Source organism: Streptomyces flavofungini (genome assembly GCF_014650815.1).
In the GTDB taxonomy this organism is placed as follows: domain Bacteria; phylum Actinomycetota; class Actinomycetes; order Streptomycetales; family Streptomycetaceae; genus Streptomyces; species Streptomyces flavofungini.
The window spans coordinates 129,910-143,354 of sequence record NZ_BMVR01000013.1 but is presented as its reverse complement, the minus strand read 5'-3'; the positions used below and the strand labels follow the sequence as shown (position 1 = coordinate 143,354).

At 73.3% G+C, this 13,445-nt stretch carries 11 protein-coding genes; 8 read left to right on the top strand and 3 right to left on the bottom strand.

All coding sequences use genetic code 11. The annotated features are described in order from the left end of the window. Window positions 1-9: 9 nt before the first annotated feature. Window positions 10-1,359 (bottom strand): homogentisate 1,2-dioxygenase, encoded by a 1,350-nt coding sequence (hmgA, locus tag IE274_RS29860; RefSeq protein ID WP_190119031.1) that lies wholly within the window; start codon window positions 1,357-1,359, stop codon window positions 10-12. 121 nt (window positions 1,360-1,480) lie between these two features. Here hmgA and IE274_RS29855 point away from each other — a divergent pair, with 121 nt between their 5' ends. The 6 genes from IE274_RS29855 to IE274_RS29830 all read left to right on the top strand — a co-directional run bounded on the left by IE274_RS29855 (window position 1,481) and on the right by IE274_RS29830 (window position 10,256). Next, a complete protein-coding gene (locus IE274_RS29855) occupies window positions 1,481-2,116 on the top strand; it encodes a TetR/AcrR family transcriptional regulator (protein ID WP_190119030.1) in 636 nt (211 codons plus the stop codon). Between the two features lie 168 nt (window positions 2,117-2,284). Continuing rightward, window positions 2,285-4,627: a molybdopterin oxidoreductase family protein gene (locus IE274_RS29850; protein WP_190119029.1), complete on the top strand. Its 2,343-nt coding sequence runs from the start codon at window positions 2,285-2,287 to the stop codon at window positions 4,625-4,627. 121 nt (window positions 4,628-4,748) lie between these two features. Next, complete coding sequence (locus tag IE274_RS29845) at window positions 4,749-6,248, top strand: CitMHS family transporter (protein ID WP_190119028.1); 1,500 nt, start codon at window positions 4,749-4,751, stop codon at window positions 6,246-6,248. Between the two features lie 22 nt (window positions 6,249-6,270). Then, window positions 6,271-7,623 (top strand): MFS transporter, encoded by a 1,353-nt coding sequence (locus IE274_RS29840; RefSeq protein WP_190119027.1) that lies wholly within the window; start codon window positions 6,271-6,273, stop codon window positions 7,621-7,623. Window positions 7,624-7,685: 62 nt separating this feature from the next. Then, window positions 7,686-9,074 carry an aldehyde dehydrogenase family protein gene (locus IE274_RS29835; RefSeq protein ID WP_190119026.1) on the top strand — a complete coding sequence of 463 codons (1,389 nt, stop codon included), beginning with the start codon at window positions 7,686-7,688 and terminating at the stop codon, window positions 9,072-9,074. Window positions 9,075-9,170: 96 nt separating this feature from the next. Continuing rightward, window positions 9,171-10,256 carry a Zn-dependent alcohol dehydrogenase gene (locus IE274_RS29830; protein ID WP_190119025.1) on the top strand — a complete coding sequence of 362 codons (1,086 nt, stop codon included), beginning with the start codon at window positions 9,171-9,173 and terminating at the stop codon, window positions 10,254-10,256. 34 nt (window positions 10,257-10,290) lie between these two features. On the opposite strand, the gene IE274_RS29825 is transcribed toward IE274_RS29830, so the two are convergent. Then, window positions 10,291-10,938 (bottom strand): TetR family transcriptional regulator, encoded by a 648-nt coding sequence (locus tag IE274_RS29825; RefSeq protein ID WP_190119024.1) that lies wholly within the window; start codon window positions 10,936-10,938, stop codon window positions 10,291-10,293. 96 nt (window positions 10,939-11,034) lie between these two features. On the opposite strand from IE274_RS29825, the gene IE274_RS29820 reads away from it, so the two are divergent. Further along, window positions 11,035-12,186: an acyl-CoA dehydrogenase family protein gene (locus tag IE274_RS29820; protein ID WP_190119023.1), complete on the top strand. Its 1,152-nt coding sequence runs from the start codon at window positions 11,035-11,037 to the stop codon at window positions 12,184-12,186. Window positions 12,187-12,277: 91 nt separating this feature from the next. Further along, the gene (locus IE274_RS29815) at window positions 12,278-12,916 is read left to right on the top strand and encodes a TetR/AcrR family transcriptional regulator (protein ID WP_190119022.1); all 639 of its coding nucleotides are present in this window, start codon (window positions 12,278-12,280) and stop codon (window positions 12,914-12,916) included. A 5-nt stretch (window positions 12,917-12,921) separates the two neighbouring features. Here the strand turns inward: IE274_RS29815 and IE274_RS29810 are convergent, their stop codons facing one another. Next, window positions 12,922-13,386, bottom strand: coding sequence for a MaoC family dehydratase (locus IE274_RS29810; protein WP_190119021.1), 465 nt, complete (start codon window positions 13,384-13,386; stop codon window positions 12,922-12,924). Window positions 13,387-13,445 lie beyond the last annotated feature (59 nt).

Below are 13,445 nucleotides of genomic sequence, written 5' to 3'. Positions count from 1 at the left end.
GTGCGGGCACTACGGCCGGAAATGACGCTCCAGACCCTGCCACACGTCGTCGTAGCCGCGCTGCAGGTGGGTGGCCCTCGCCGCCTGCTCGGTGGCGGTGACGGGCCAGCGGGTCTCGAACATGAAGGCAAGGCTGTCGTCGATCCGCTGCGGCTTCAGCTCGGCGGCGCTCGCCCGCTCGAAGGTCTCGTGGTCGGGTCCGTGCGCCGACATCATGTTGTGCAGCGAGCCGCCGCCCGGGACGAAACCCCCCTTTCCGGCGGCCTTCGCGTCGTACGCGCCCTCGATCAGGCCCATGTACTCGCTCATCACGTTCCGGTGGAAGTACGGCGGCCGGAAGGTGTCCTCGCCGACCAGCCAGCGCGGCGCGAACACCACGAAGTCGACCCCCGCGAGGCCCGGGGTGTCCGACGGCGAGGTGAGCACCGTGAAGATCGACGGGTCCGGGTGGTCGTACGAGATGGTGCCGATGACGTTGAAGCGGCGCAGGTCGTACACGTACGGGACGTGGTTGCCGTGCCAGGCGACGACGTCGAGCGGGGAGTGGTCGTACGTCGCCGACCAGAGGTTGCCGCAGAACTTGTTGACGACCTCGACGGGGCCCGCGGCGGCATCCGCATCGTCCTCGTACGCCGCGACCGGGGCCTTGAAGTCCCGCGCGTTCGCGAGGCCGTTGGCGCCGATCGGGCCGAGGTCGGGGAGCTGGAAGACGGCGCCGTAGTTCTCGCAGACGTAACCCCGGGCGCTCTCGTCGAGCAGCTCCACGCGGAAGCGGACGCCGCGCGGGATCAGGGCGACATGGCCGGGCTCGGCGTGCAGCAGCCCGAACTCGGTGCGCAGCAGCAGGCCGCCGTGCTCGGGGACGATCAGCAGCTCGCCGTCGGCGTCGCTGAACACGCGGTCCGTCATGGAGGAGTTGGCGTGGTACAGGTGCACCGCCATGCCGGTGCGCTGGGTCGCGTCGCCGTTGCCGCCGAGGGTCCACAGGCCCGCGAGCCAGTCCGTGCCCGGAGCGGGCTCCGGCAGCGGGTTCCAGCGCAGCCGGTTGGGGTCCGGGACGGCCTCCGTGAAGGGCGCCGTGCGGATCGCGCCGTTGTCGACGCGCGTGAACGCCGGGTGCGCGGCCGAAGGACGGATGCGGTACAGCCAGGAGCGGCGGTTGTGGGCGCGCGGCTCGGTGAACGCGGTGCCGCTGAGCTGCTCCGCGTACAGGCCGAGGGGTGCGCGCTGGGGCGAGTTGCGGCCGTGCGGCAGGGCGCCGGGAACGGCTTCCGAGCTGTGTTCGTTGCCGAAGCCCGTGAGGTAGCTCAGCCCCTCGGCGGTCTTGCGTGCGTGGTCCCTCGGGTCGTCCCCGCTCATCACAGCTCCCTCGGTTTCCGGGCCGGTGCTCCCGACCTGATTCCTATGGAACACCGTAGGATTCCAGATTTCCCAGCGCAAGAGGATCCATGAAATGTGAACAGTGCTCTACTCTCCCGGGATGCAGGACCGCAGCGCCCCCGAGCGCCCGCCCGCCCCCGCCGCCCTGCGCCGCGCCCCCGTCCAGCGCCGCAGCGCCGAACGCCTCACCCGGATCCTCGACGCCTGCGCCGACCTCCTCGACGAGCTGGGTTACGAGGCCCTGACCACCCGGTCCGTCGCCGAGCGCGCGGGCGTCCCGATCGGCTCCGTGTACCGCTTCTTCGGCAACAAGCGCGCCCTGGTCGACGCGCTCGCCCACCGCAACCTGGAGCGCTACGCCGAACGGGTCACCCGGCGCCTCGCCGCCGTCGAGGCGGGGGACTGGCGCGCCGCCCTCGACGCGCTCCTCGACGAGTACCTCGCCATGAAGCGCACCGCCCCCGGCTTCTCCCTGGTCGACTTCGGCACCCAGATCCCGGTCGGCGATCCCGGCGCCGCCCCCAATCACCGCGTCGCCGACCATCTCGCCGAACTGCTCTCCGCCTACATCGGGCGGGCCCCCGACCCGGCCCTGCGCCGCGCCTTCCTGGTCGCGGTGGAGACGGCCGACGCGCTGTTCCGGCTCGCCTTCCGGGTGGATCCGGGCGGGGACGAGGCGATCGTGGGGGAGGCGCGGGCGCTGTTGCGGGCCTATTTGGCGCGGGTGCTGGACTAGAGGGGCGGGGTGGGTCGGCGGGTGCCTGGCCGACGTACGGGCACGGCCTGCCGGGGCTGACGCCGCCCGTACCGCGTCCCCCCGACACCCTCGCCACCATGCATACCGGTCGGTATGCTCGGCCCGTCTGCGCGTCAAAGCCGCCCTCGCCGCTGTTCTGGAGGCCCCATGCCCCGCACCGCCCTGCGCGTCTGCCCCCTCTGCGAAGCCACCTGCGGCCTCACCCTCACCATCGAGGGGACCGCGGTGACGGGTGCGCGCGGAGACAAGGACGACGTGTTCAGCCGCGGCTTCATCTGCCCGAAGGGCGCCTCCTTCGGGGCGGCCGACGGCGATCCGGACCGGCTGCGGCGGCCCCTCGTACGACGGGCCGGGCGCCTGGTGGAGACCGGCTGGGAGGAGGCCTTCGACGCCGTCGCGGCGGGCATCCGGCCGGTGGTCGAGCGGTACGGGCCGCACGCGGTCGGCGTCGTGCTCGGCAACCCGAACGTGCACACCATGGCCGGTGCCCTCTACCCGCCCCTGCTGCTCGCGGGCCTCGGCACCCGCAGCCTGTTCACGGCCAGCACCGTCGACCAGATGCCCAAGCACGTCTCCAGCGGGCTGCTCTTCGGCGACGCCCTCGCCATCCCCGTGCCGGACCTGGACCGCACGGACCACCTCCTGATGCTCGGCGCCAACCCCCTCGATTCCAACGGCAGCCTGTGCACCGCCCCCGACTTCCCCGGCAGGCTCAAGGCGTTGCGCGCCCGGGGCGGCAAGCTCACCGTGGTCGACCCGCGCCGCACCCGCACCGCGAAGCTGGCCGACCGGCACGTGGCGATCCGGCCCGGCACGGACGCGCTCCTGCTCGCCGCGCTGACGCAGGTCCTCTTCGCGGACGGCCTGGTGGACCTGGGGGCGCTCGACGGGCACGTGACGGGGGTGCCGGAAGTGGCGGACGCGGTACGGGACTTCACCCCCGAAGCCGTCGCGGCGGCGTGCGACGTGCCCGCCGCCACCGTCCGGGAGCTGGCCCACGAGCTGGCCGGGGCGCCCACCGCCGCCGTGTACGGCCGCATCGGCGCGAGCACCGTCGCCCTCGGCACCCTCACCTGCTGGCTCGTCGACGTACTCAACGTCCTCACCGGGAACCTCGACCGGCCCGGCGGCGCCATGTTCCCCCTCTCCGCCACGGACCGGGCGCCGCGCCCCGCAGGACCCGGCAAGGGGTTCGCGCTCGGCCGCTGGCGCAGCCGGGCCGACGGGCACCCGGAGGCGAAGGGGGAGCTGCCGATCGCCGCGCTGGCGGCGGAGATCGACACGCGGCCGAGCGCGGCAGGCGGTGACCGGGAGGGGCGCGGCGCGGCGGACGGCGGCCCGGCGGCGGGCGCCCCGGCCGACGGCGGCCTCGGTGAGAGCCCCGTCCGCGCCCTCATTGCCATCGCCGCCAACCCCGTCCTCTCCGCCCCCGACGGCGACCGCCTCGACAAGGCCCTGACGTCCCTGGACTTCATGGTCAGCGTCGACCCGTACCTGAACGAGACCTCACGCCACGCGCACGTCGTCCTGCCGCCGCCCCCGCCCTCGCAGAGCGCCCACCACGACTTCGCGTTCGGCGCGTTCTCCGTGCGCAACCAGGTCCGCTACAACCGTGCCGCCGTCCCCCTGGAGGCGGGCCGGATGGCGGAGACGGAGATCCTGGCCCGCCTCGTGCTCGCCGCCATCGGCATGCACGGCGCGGACCCGGGCGCGGTCGACGCCCTGGCCGTCGACCGCACCCTCGGCAAGGCCGTCGCCGACCCGCACGCGCGCGTGCACGGCCGCGACCCCAAGGAACTGGCCGGCCGGCTCACCGGCGAGAGCGGCCCCGAGCGGCGCCTGGACCTGATGCTGCGCCTCGGCCCGTACGGCGACGGCTTCGGCGCCGACCCCGACGGCCTCACCCTCCAGCGCCTCCTCGACCACCCCCACGGCATCGACCTCGGCCCCCTCGAACCCCGCGTGCCCCAGCTCCTGAAGACCCGCAGCGGACGCGTCGAGCTGCTGCCCGCCCCGATCGCCGCCGACCTGCCGCGCCTCGCCCGCGCCCTGGACGAGTCCCGCACCCCGGACGGGTCCCCGGCCGGGCTCGTCCTGGTCGGCCGCCGCCATCTGCGCTCCAACAACAGCTGGATGCACAACGTCCCGGCCCTCATCGGTGGCACCAACCGCTGCACCCTGCACGTCCACCCCGACGACGCCGCCCGCCTCGGCCTCGACGACGGGCGGCAGGCGCGCGTCAGCGCGGCCGGCGGTGAGATCGCCGTGCCCGTCGAGATCACCGACGCCGTGCGCCCCGGCGTCGTGAGCCTGCCGCACGGCTGGGGCCACGACCGGCCCGGCACCCGCCTCGGCGTGGCCGCGGCCGACCCGGGGGCCAACGTCAACCAGCTCCTCGACGGCACCCTCCTCGACCCGCTCTCCGGCACCGCCGTGCTCAACGGCTTCCGGGTGACCGTCGCCCCGCTGCCCGTAGCAGAAACCCGCTGACCTGGAGTTTTGCGCTTATTGCTCGCATGTCAACGTCTTGTTAACGCTTCCTGGCCGGTCCTACGGTCATCCGAACCGCCAGACCTGGTGGTAGTTCGATGGTGAACGATAGGTAGCCCCCATGCTGACAATCCTCGGATTCGTCATGATCGCCACCTTCCTGGTGCTGATCATGATGAAGAAGATGTCGCCGATCGCGGCACTGGTGCTCATCCCCGCGCTGTTCTGCGTCTTCGTAGGAAAGGGCGCCCATCTCGGGGACTACGTCCTCGACGGGGTGGGCAACCTGGCGCCCACCGCCGCGATGCTCATGTTCGCCATCGTGTACTTCGGCGTCATGATCGACGTGGGTCTGTTCGACCCGATCGTCCGAGGCATCCTGCGCTTCTGCAAGGCGGACCCGATGCGGATCGTGGTCGGCACCGCCGTGCTCGCCGCGATCGTCTCCCTCGACGGCGACGGCTCCACCACCTTCATGATCACGGTCTCGGCGATGTACCCGCTGTACAAGCGCCTGAAGATGAGCCTCGTCGTGATGACCGGCGTCGCCGCCACCGCCAACGGCGTGATGAACACGCTGCCCTGGGGCGGCCCCACGGCCCGCGCGGCCACCGCGCTCAAGGTCGACGCCGCCGACATCTTCGTCCCCATGATCCCGGCGCTCGCCTGCGGACTCGTCGCCGTCTTCATCCTGTCGTACGCCCTCGGGCTGCGGGAGCGCAGGCGGCTCGGGGTGCTGTCCCTCGACGAGGTCCTGGAGAGCGAGACGCGGGCCGGTGAGCCGGTGCTCGTGGGAGCGGGCGGGGACGCGGCCGCCGGGCGGGTCAGCTTCACCAAGGGCGGCAACTCCAGCTCCGGGGGCGCCGGTTCGGGCTCTTCCGGGGGTGCGGTCGCCCTGGGCGGCGGGGCGGGTGCCGAGGCCTCCGGCAAGGCTGACGCGTCCGGTCCGGCCGCCGCCGACGACGCCGACGACGACGGGTTCCAGGGGCTCGACCCCAACCGCCCCACCCTGCGCCCCAAGCTCTACTGGTTCAACGCGGCCCTGACGGTCCTGCTCCTCACCGCCATGATCATGGAGTGGCTGCCGATCCCGGTCCTGTTCCTGCTCGGCGCGGCCCTCGCCCTCACGGTCAACTTCCCGCACATGCCCGACCAGAAGGCCCGCATCGCCGCCCACGCCGAGAACGTACTCAACGTCACCGGCATGGTCTTCGCCGCCGCCGTCTTCACCGGCGTCCTCACCGGCACCGGCATGGTCGACTCCATGGCCGACTGGCTCGTCTCCACCATCCCCGACGGCATGGGCGGCCAGATGGGCCTGGTCACCGGCCTGTTGTCGATCCCGCTCACCTACTTCATGTCCAACGACGGCTTCTACTTCGGCGTCCTGCCGGTCCTCGCCGAGGCGGGCCAGGCACACGGCGTCTCCTCCCTGGAGATCGCCCGCGCCTCCATCGCGGGCCAGGCCCTGCACATGTCGAGCCCGCTGGTGCCCGCCGTGTACGTCCTGGTGGGCATGGCCAAGGTCGAGTTCGGCGACCACACCCGCTTCACCGTCAAGTGGGCCGTGCTGACCTCGCTGGTCGTGCTCGGCGCCGGAATCCTCTTCGGCATCATCTGATGCGACGGGACGGGGTCCGCTGATGCGGAAGCACGGCCGCCGCCCCGGCCACGGCGCACCGCCGCCCGGCCGGGGCTGGCTGCTGCGCCTCGTCATCGCCTTCTCCTTCGCGCAGGGGGCGGTGTCGATGGCGCGGCCCGCCGTCTCCTACCGGGCCCTGTCCCTCGGCGCCGACGAACGCGCCATCGGCGTCATCGCGGGCGTGTACGCGCTGCTCCCCCTCTTCGCCGCCGTACCGCTCGGCCGCCGCACCGACCACGGGCGCTGCGCGCCGCTGCTGCCCAGCGGTGTCGCGCTCATCGCGGGCGGGTGCGCGCTCAGCGGCACCGCCTCGTCCCTCGCCGCGCTCGCCGCCTGGAGCGGGGTGATGGGGCTCGGCCACCTCTGCTTCGTCATCGGCGCCCAGTCCATCGTGGCCCGCCAGTCGGCCGCCGCCGAACAGGACCGGAACTTCGGCCACTTCACGATCGGCGCCTCGCTCGGGCAGCTCGTCGGGCCGATCGCCGCGGGGGCCCTGATCGGGCCGGACATGGACCGCACCAGCGCGGTGGCCCTCGTGGCGTCGGCGGGGGTGGGGGCGATCGCCCTCACGTCGCTGTGGCGGATCGAGCACGGGGGGTCGGCGGGGGCCCGCGTCAGGGAGGCCGCCGGGACGGCCGCGGGCCGGGAGGCGGTGGGGCCGCCGGGCAAGGTGCCCGTGCTCGGGATACTGCGGGCGCGGGGGGTGCCCGCGGGGATCTTCATCAGTCTCGCCGTGCTCTCCGCGACCGACATCCTCACCGCGTACCTGCCGGTCGTCGGTGAGCACCGGGGGATCGCGCCCGCGACCGTGGGGGTGCTGCTCAGCCTGCGGGCCGGTGCCACGATCGCCTGTCGGCTGGTGATGACGCCGCTCGTGCGGGTGCTCGGGCGGCGGGTACTCATCGCCGTCACCTGCCTGCTCGGTGCGGTGCTGTGCGCGGGGGTCGCCGTGCCGGTGCCGGTGTGGGCGCTCGGCGCCATGCTCGTGCTGCTGGGGTTCTGCCTCGGGGTCGGGCAGCCGCTGTCGATGACCACCGTCGTCCAGGCGGCGCCCGCCGAGGCGCGGTCCACCGCGTTGGCGTTGCGGCTCACCGGGAATCGGCTCGGGCAGGTGGCTGCGCCTGCCGGGGCCGGGGCCATCGCCGGGGTCGCCGGGGTGGGGGCGCCCTTCGTGATGCTGGGCGCGCTGTTGCTGGCGGCGGCGGCCCTGTCCTTGCGGCGGGGCGCTCCCGGGGGTGCGCACTCCCCGGGGCCCGGGCCCCGCACGCCCGGGGCCGGCCCGGGTGCGGGCAGGCCGCACTTCCCCGCGGACCGGGGCCCCGGCCCACGAACCCAGGACCGCCCTGGCGGCTAAAAACTAACGGCGCTAGTTTGGGGGCGCACGCCAGTCGCCAGGTCACCTCGGGGAGGAATCGGATGAAGGCCCACGACGGGATGTACATCGGGGGCGCGTGGCGCCCGGCCGTGGCGGGGGACACGATCCCCGTCGTGAATCCGGTCGACGAAGAGGTCATCGCGCACGTTCCGGCGGGCACCGCGGCGGACGTCGACGCGGCCGTGCGCGCGGCCCGGGCCGCCCTGCCCGGCTGGGCGGCCACCCCGCCCGGGGAGCGGGCGGCGCGGATCGGTGCGATCCGGGACGGCCTGGCCGCCCGGCAGGGCGAGATCGCCGAGACCGTCACCGCCGAACTCGGCGCCCCGCCGCGCTTCTCGGAGGCCGTGCACGCCGCCGTTCCCGTCCTGGTCGCCGGGTCCTACGCGGACCTCGCGGCCACGTACGCCTTCGAGGAGCAGGTCGGCAACTCCACCGTCTACGCCGAGCCGGTGGGCGTCGTCGGGGCCATCACGCCCTGGAACTACCCGCTGCACCAGATCGTCGCCAAGGTCGCCCCCGCCCTCGCCGCGGGCTGCACCGTCGTCCTCAAGCCCGCCGAGGACACCCCGCTGACGGCCCAGCTGTTCGCCGAGATCGTGCACGAGGCAGGCCTGCCCGCGGGCGTGTTCAACCTGGTCACCGGCCTCGGCCCGGTCGCGGGCCAGGCCCTCGCCGAGCACGACGGCGTCGACCTGGTCTCGTTCACGGGCTCCACGGCCGTCGGCAAGCGCATCGGCGCCCTCGCGGGCGCCGCCGTCAAGCGCGTCGCCCTCGAACTCGGCGGCAAGTCCGCCAACGTCATCCTGCCGAGCGCCGACCTCGCCAAGGCCGTGCACGTCGGCGTCGCGAACGTCATGGCCAACTCCGGCCAGACCTGCAGCGCCTGGACCCGCATGCTGGTGCACACCTCGCAGTACGACGAGGCGGTGGAGCTGGCCGGGGCCGCCGCCGCGAAGTACGGCGACCGCATCGGCCCCGTCGTGAACGACAGGCAGCGGGCCCGCGTGCGGGGCTACATCGAGCGCGGCGTCGAGGAGGGTGCCCGCCTCGTGGCGGGCGGCCCCGAAGCGCCGCGCGAGCAGGGCTACTTCGTCAGCCCCACCGTCTTCGCCGACGTCACCCCCGGCATGACCATCGCCCAGGAGGAGATCTTCGGCCCCGTCGTCTCCCTCATCCGGTACGAGGACGAGGCGGACGCCGAGGCCATCGCCAACGGCACCGTGTACGGCCTCGCGGGCGCGGTGTGGGCCGGTGACGACGCCGAGGCCGTCGCCTTCGCCCGCCGTCTGCACACCGGGCAGGTCGACATCAACGGCGGCAGCTTCAACCCGCTGGCGCCCTTCGGCGGTTACAAGGAGTCGGGCGTCGGCCGCGAACTCGGCGCCCACGGCCTCTCCGAGTACCTCCAGACCAAGTCGCTCCAGTTCTGAGCAGCTCACAGGCAGCTCAGGTACCTCAAGTAATTCCGGTAGTTCAGGCCAGTTCTGGTCCTGATGGAGACCTCCATCCGCTAGGAGTACGTCATCGTGGTCCGCGTCCGTGCCGCCGTACTGCCCGCAGTCGGCTCCCCCCTGGAGATCACCGAGATCGACCTGCCCGAACCGGGACCCGGCCAGGTGCGGGTGCGCCTTGCCGCCGCCGGGGTGTGCCACTCCGACCTGTCGCTGTCCGACGGCACGATGCGGGTGCCCGTACCCGCCGTGCTCGGGCACGAGGGCGCGGGCACGGTCGTGTCCGTGGGCGAGGGCGTCACTCATGTCGCCCCGGGCGACGGCGTCGTACTGAACTGGGCCCCCTCGTGCGGCAGTTGCCACGCCTGCGGCCTCGGCGAGGTGTGGCTGTGCGGCAACGCGCTCAAGGGTGCGGGCGCCGTGTACGCGCGCCGGGCCGACGGCACCGACCTGCACCCCGGCCTGAACGTCGCCGCGTTCGCCGAGGAGACGGTGGTCGCCGCGGGCTGTGTGCTGCCCGTGCCCGACGGCGTCCCGCTGACGGACGCGGCCCTGCTCGGCTGCGCCGTCCTGACCGGGTACGGCGCCGTGCACCACGCGGCCCGCGTCCGCGAGGGCGAGACGGTCGCCGTGTTCGGGGCGGGCGGGGTGGGCCTCGCCACGCTCCAGGCCGCCCGGATCGCCGGGGCCGCGCGGATCGTAGCGGTCGATGTGTCCCCGGCGAAGGAGGGGTTGGCGCGGGCGGCGGGTGCCACGGAGTACGTGGTCGCCTCCGACGCCACCGCCCGGGACATCCGGGGACTGACCGGCGGGCAGGGGGTCGACGTGGCCGTCGAGTGCGTGGGGCGGGCCGTGACGATCCGGGCCGCGTGGGAGTCGACTCGGCGCGGTGGGCGCACCACGGTCGTCGGCATCGGCGGCAAGGACCAGCAGGTCACCTTCAACGCGCTGGAGCTGTTCCACTGGGGTCGCACCCTGTCCGGCTGCGTCTACGGCAACGCCGACCCGGCCGTCGACCTCCCGGTCCTCGCCGAGCACGTCCGCGCCGGCCGCCTCGACCTGACCGGCCTGGTGACCGACCGCATCGGCCTCGACGGCATCCCGGCGGCCTTCGAGAACATGCTGGCGGGCAAGGGGGGCCGGGCGCTGGTGGTGTTCTGAGCGGCCCTGCGGGGCTCACCGATCCCCCCGCGTCTCACCCCGTCCGCGTCACCGCCAGGTGGTCGTACTGAAGCTGCAGACCGTCCAGCAGCGCCCGCAACCCCGCCTCGAAGGCCCGCTCGTCCACCAGCTCCTGGTGCTCCGCGAGCAAGTGCGCCTGCCCGAGGTGCGGATAGTCGGCGGGGTCGTACGCCGCCTCGTCGTCGACGAACCCGCCCGCGAAGGAGCCGAGCGCGGACCCCATGATGAAGTACCGCATGAGCGCGCCGATCGACGTGGCCTGCGCCGGAGGCCAGCCCGCGTCGACCATCGCGCCGAACATCGCGTCGGCGAGCCGGAGTCCGGCGGGACGCCGCCCCGGCCCGCGGGCCAGGACGGGGACGATGTTGGGGTGCAGGGTCAGGGCCGCGCGGTAGGAGACGGCCCAGTCGTGCAGCGCGGCACGCCACGCACGGCCGTCCTCGAACATCGACAGGTCGACCTGCGCGCTCACCGAGTCCGCGACCGCTTCCAGGATCTGGTCCTTGGTGCGGAAGTGGTTGTAGAGGGAGGGGCCGCTGACGCCGAGCTCGGCGGCGAGGCGGCGGGTGGAGAGCGCCGCGAGGCCCTCGGCGTCGACGAGGGCGCGGGCCGCGTCGACGATGCGATCTCGGCTGAGGAGGGGCTTGCGCGGTCGGGCCATGCGGCACATAGTAGGGCTGCCCGCAGAAACTAGCACTGCTAATTTAGAGGTGCCGGCGAGCGGGGCACAGTGGGAGCCGAGCGTGAGGTGGCCGCGATGGATCTGGAGCTCAGTGCCGAACAGGCCGCCGCCAAGCGGCTCGCCCGGGACTTCGTGGAGCGCGAGATCGCTCCGCACGTGACCGCCTGGGACCGCGCCGAGAGCGTCGACAAGTCGATCGTGCGGCGGCTCGGCGAGATCGGCTTCCTGGGCCTGACCATCGACGAGGAGTACGGCGGCTCGGGCGGCGACCATCTGACGTACTGCCTGGTGACGGAGGAGCTGGGCCGCGGCGACTCCTCGGTGCGCGGGATCGTCTCGGTCTCGCTCGGCCTGGTGGCGAAGTCCGTCGCGGCCTGGGGCGGCGAGGAGCAGAAGCGGCGCTGGCTGCCGGGGCTCACGTCCGGCGCGTACGTGGGGTGCTTCGGCCTGACCGAGCCCGGTACCGGGTCCGACGCGGGAAATCTGGCCACCCGGGCCGTTCGCGACGGCGACGCGTACGTCGTCAACGGCTCCAAGATGTTCATCACGAACGGGACCTGGGCCGACGTGGTGCTGCTCTTCGCGCGCACCAACGACACCCCGGGCCACAAGGGCGTCTCCGCCTTCCTCGTGCCCACCGACAGCCCCGGCCTGACCCGCCGCGCCGTGCACGGCAAGCTCGGCCTGCGCGGCCAGGCCACCGCCGAGCTGGTCCTGGACGACGTACGGGTGCCCGCGGACGCGATGCTGGCGCCGGAGGGCAAGGGGTTCGCGGTGGCGATGTCGGCCCTGGCCAAGGGGCGGATGTCGGTGGCCGCGGGGTGTGTGGGGATCGCGCAGGCGGCCCTGGACGCGGCCGTGGCGTACGCGGGCGAGCGTGAGCAGTTCGGCAAGAGCATCGCCCGGCACCAGCTCGTGCAGGAGCTGATCAGCGACATCGCCGTGGACGTCGACGCGGCCCGGCTGCTCACCTGGCGGGTCGCCGACCTCGTCGACCGGGGGCAGCCGTTCGCCACCGAGTCCTCCAAGGCCAAGCTGTTCGCCTCCGAGGCCGCGGTGCGCGCCGCGAACAACGCGCTCCAGGTCTTCGGCGGCTACGGGTACATCGACGAGTACCCGGTGGGCAAGCTCCTTCGCGACGCCCGCGTCATGACCCTCTACGAAGGCACCAGTCAGATCCAGAAACTGGTCATCGGGCGGGCGCTGACCGGGGTGTCCGCGTTCTGAGAGCCCCGGGATCCATCGCGCCGCCCACTTGCCTAAGCGCTTGCTCACCTTCAGGGTAGGGTGACTGTCCTGAACGGTGGAAGGAGCGCGCATGGGTGCGGCGAAGGAGACCCTCGGCGAGGAACAGCCGTGGGCCGAGGTCAGTCCCGACGCGGCGAGGCGGCTGCTGATCGCCGCCGTCGACGCCTTCGCCGAGCGCGGCTACCACGCGACGACGACACGGGACATCGCGGGCCGCGCCGGCATGAGCCCCGCCGCGCTCTACATCCACTACAAGACGAAGGAAGAGCTGCTCCACCGCATCAGCAGGCTCGGCCACGACAAGGCGCTCGCCATCCTGCGCTCCGCCGCCGACGGCGAGGGCACCGCGGCCGACCGCCTCTCCGCCGCCGTCCGGTCCTTCGTCCGCTGGCACGCCGGGCACCACACCACCGCGCGGGTCGTGCAGTACGAACTCGACGCGCTCAGCGCCGAGCACCGCACCGAGATCGTGGCTCTGCGCCGCCTCTCCGACGCCGCCGTCCGGGAGATCATCAACGACGGCGTGCGGGCGGGCGAGTTCGACGTCCCCGACGTGCCCGGCACCACGCTCGCCGTGCTCTCCCTGTGCATCGACGTGGCCCGCTGGTTCGACGTCGGGGGGCGCCGGACGCCGGACGAGGTCGGCGCGCTGTACGCCGACCTCGTGCTGCGGATGGTGGGGGCCGCCCCCGAGCGGGCTCAGCGGTAGCGGCCTCAGAAGTAGTAGCGCGACACCGACTCCGCCACGCAGGCGGGCTTGTCGCCGCCCTCGCGCTCCACCGTGACGGCGGCCGTGAGCTGCACCCCGCCGTCCCTGGTCTCCTCCACCGAGGTGAGCACGGCGCTCGCGCGCAGCCGCGAGCCGACCGGCACGGGGGCGGGGAAACGGACCTTGTTCGTGCCGTAGTTGAGGCCCATCTTCATGCCCTCGACCCGCATCACCTGCGGTACGAACACCGGCAGCAGCGACAGCGTCAGATAGCCGTGCGCGATCGTCGTCCCGAACGGGCCCGTCGCGGCCCGCTCCGGGTCCACGTGGATCCACTGGTGGTCGCCGGTGGCGTCCGCGAACAGGTCGATCCGCTTCTGGTCGACCTCCAGCCAGTCGCTGTGCCCGAGCTGTTCGCCGACCGCGGCGCGCAGCTCCTCGGCTGACGTGAAGATCCTCGGCTCTGCCATGTCCCCGGCCTCCCGGACGTAGGTGAACTAAGCGCTTGCTCAGCATGCGGGGTGCCCCC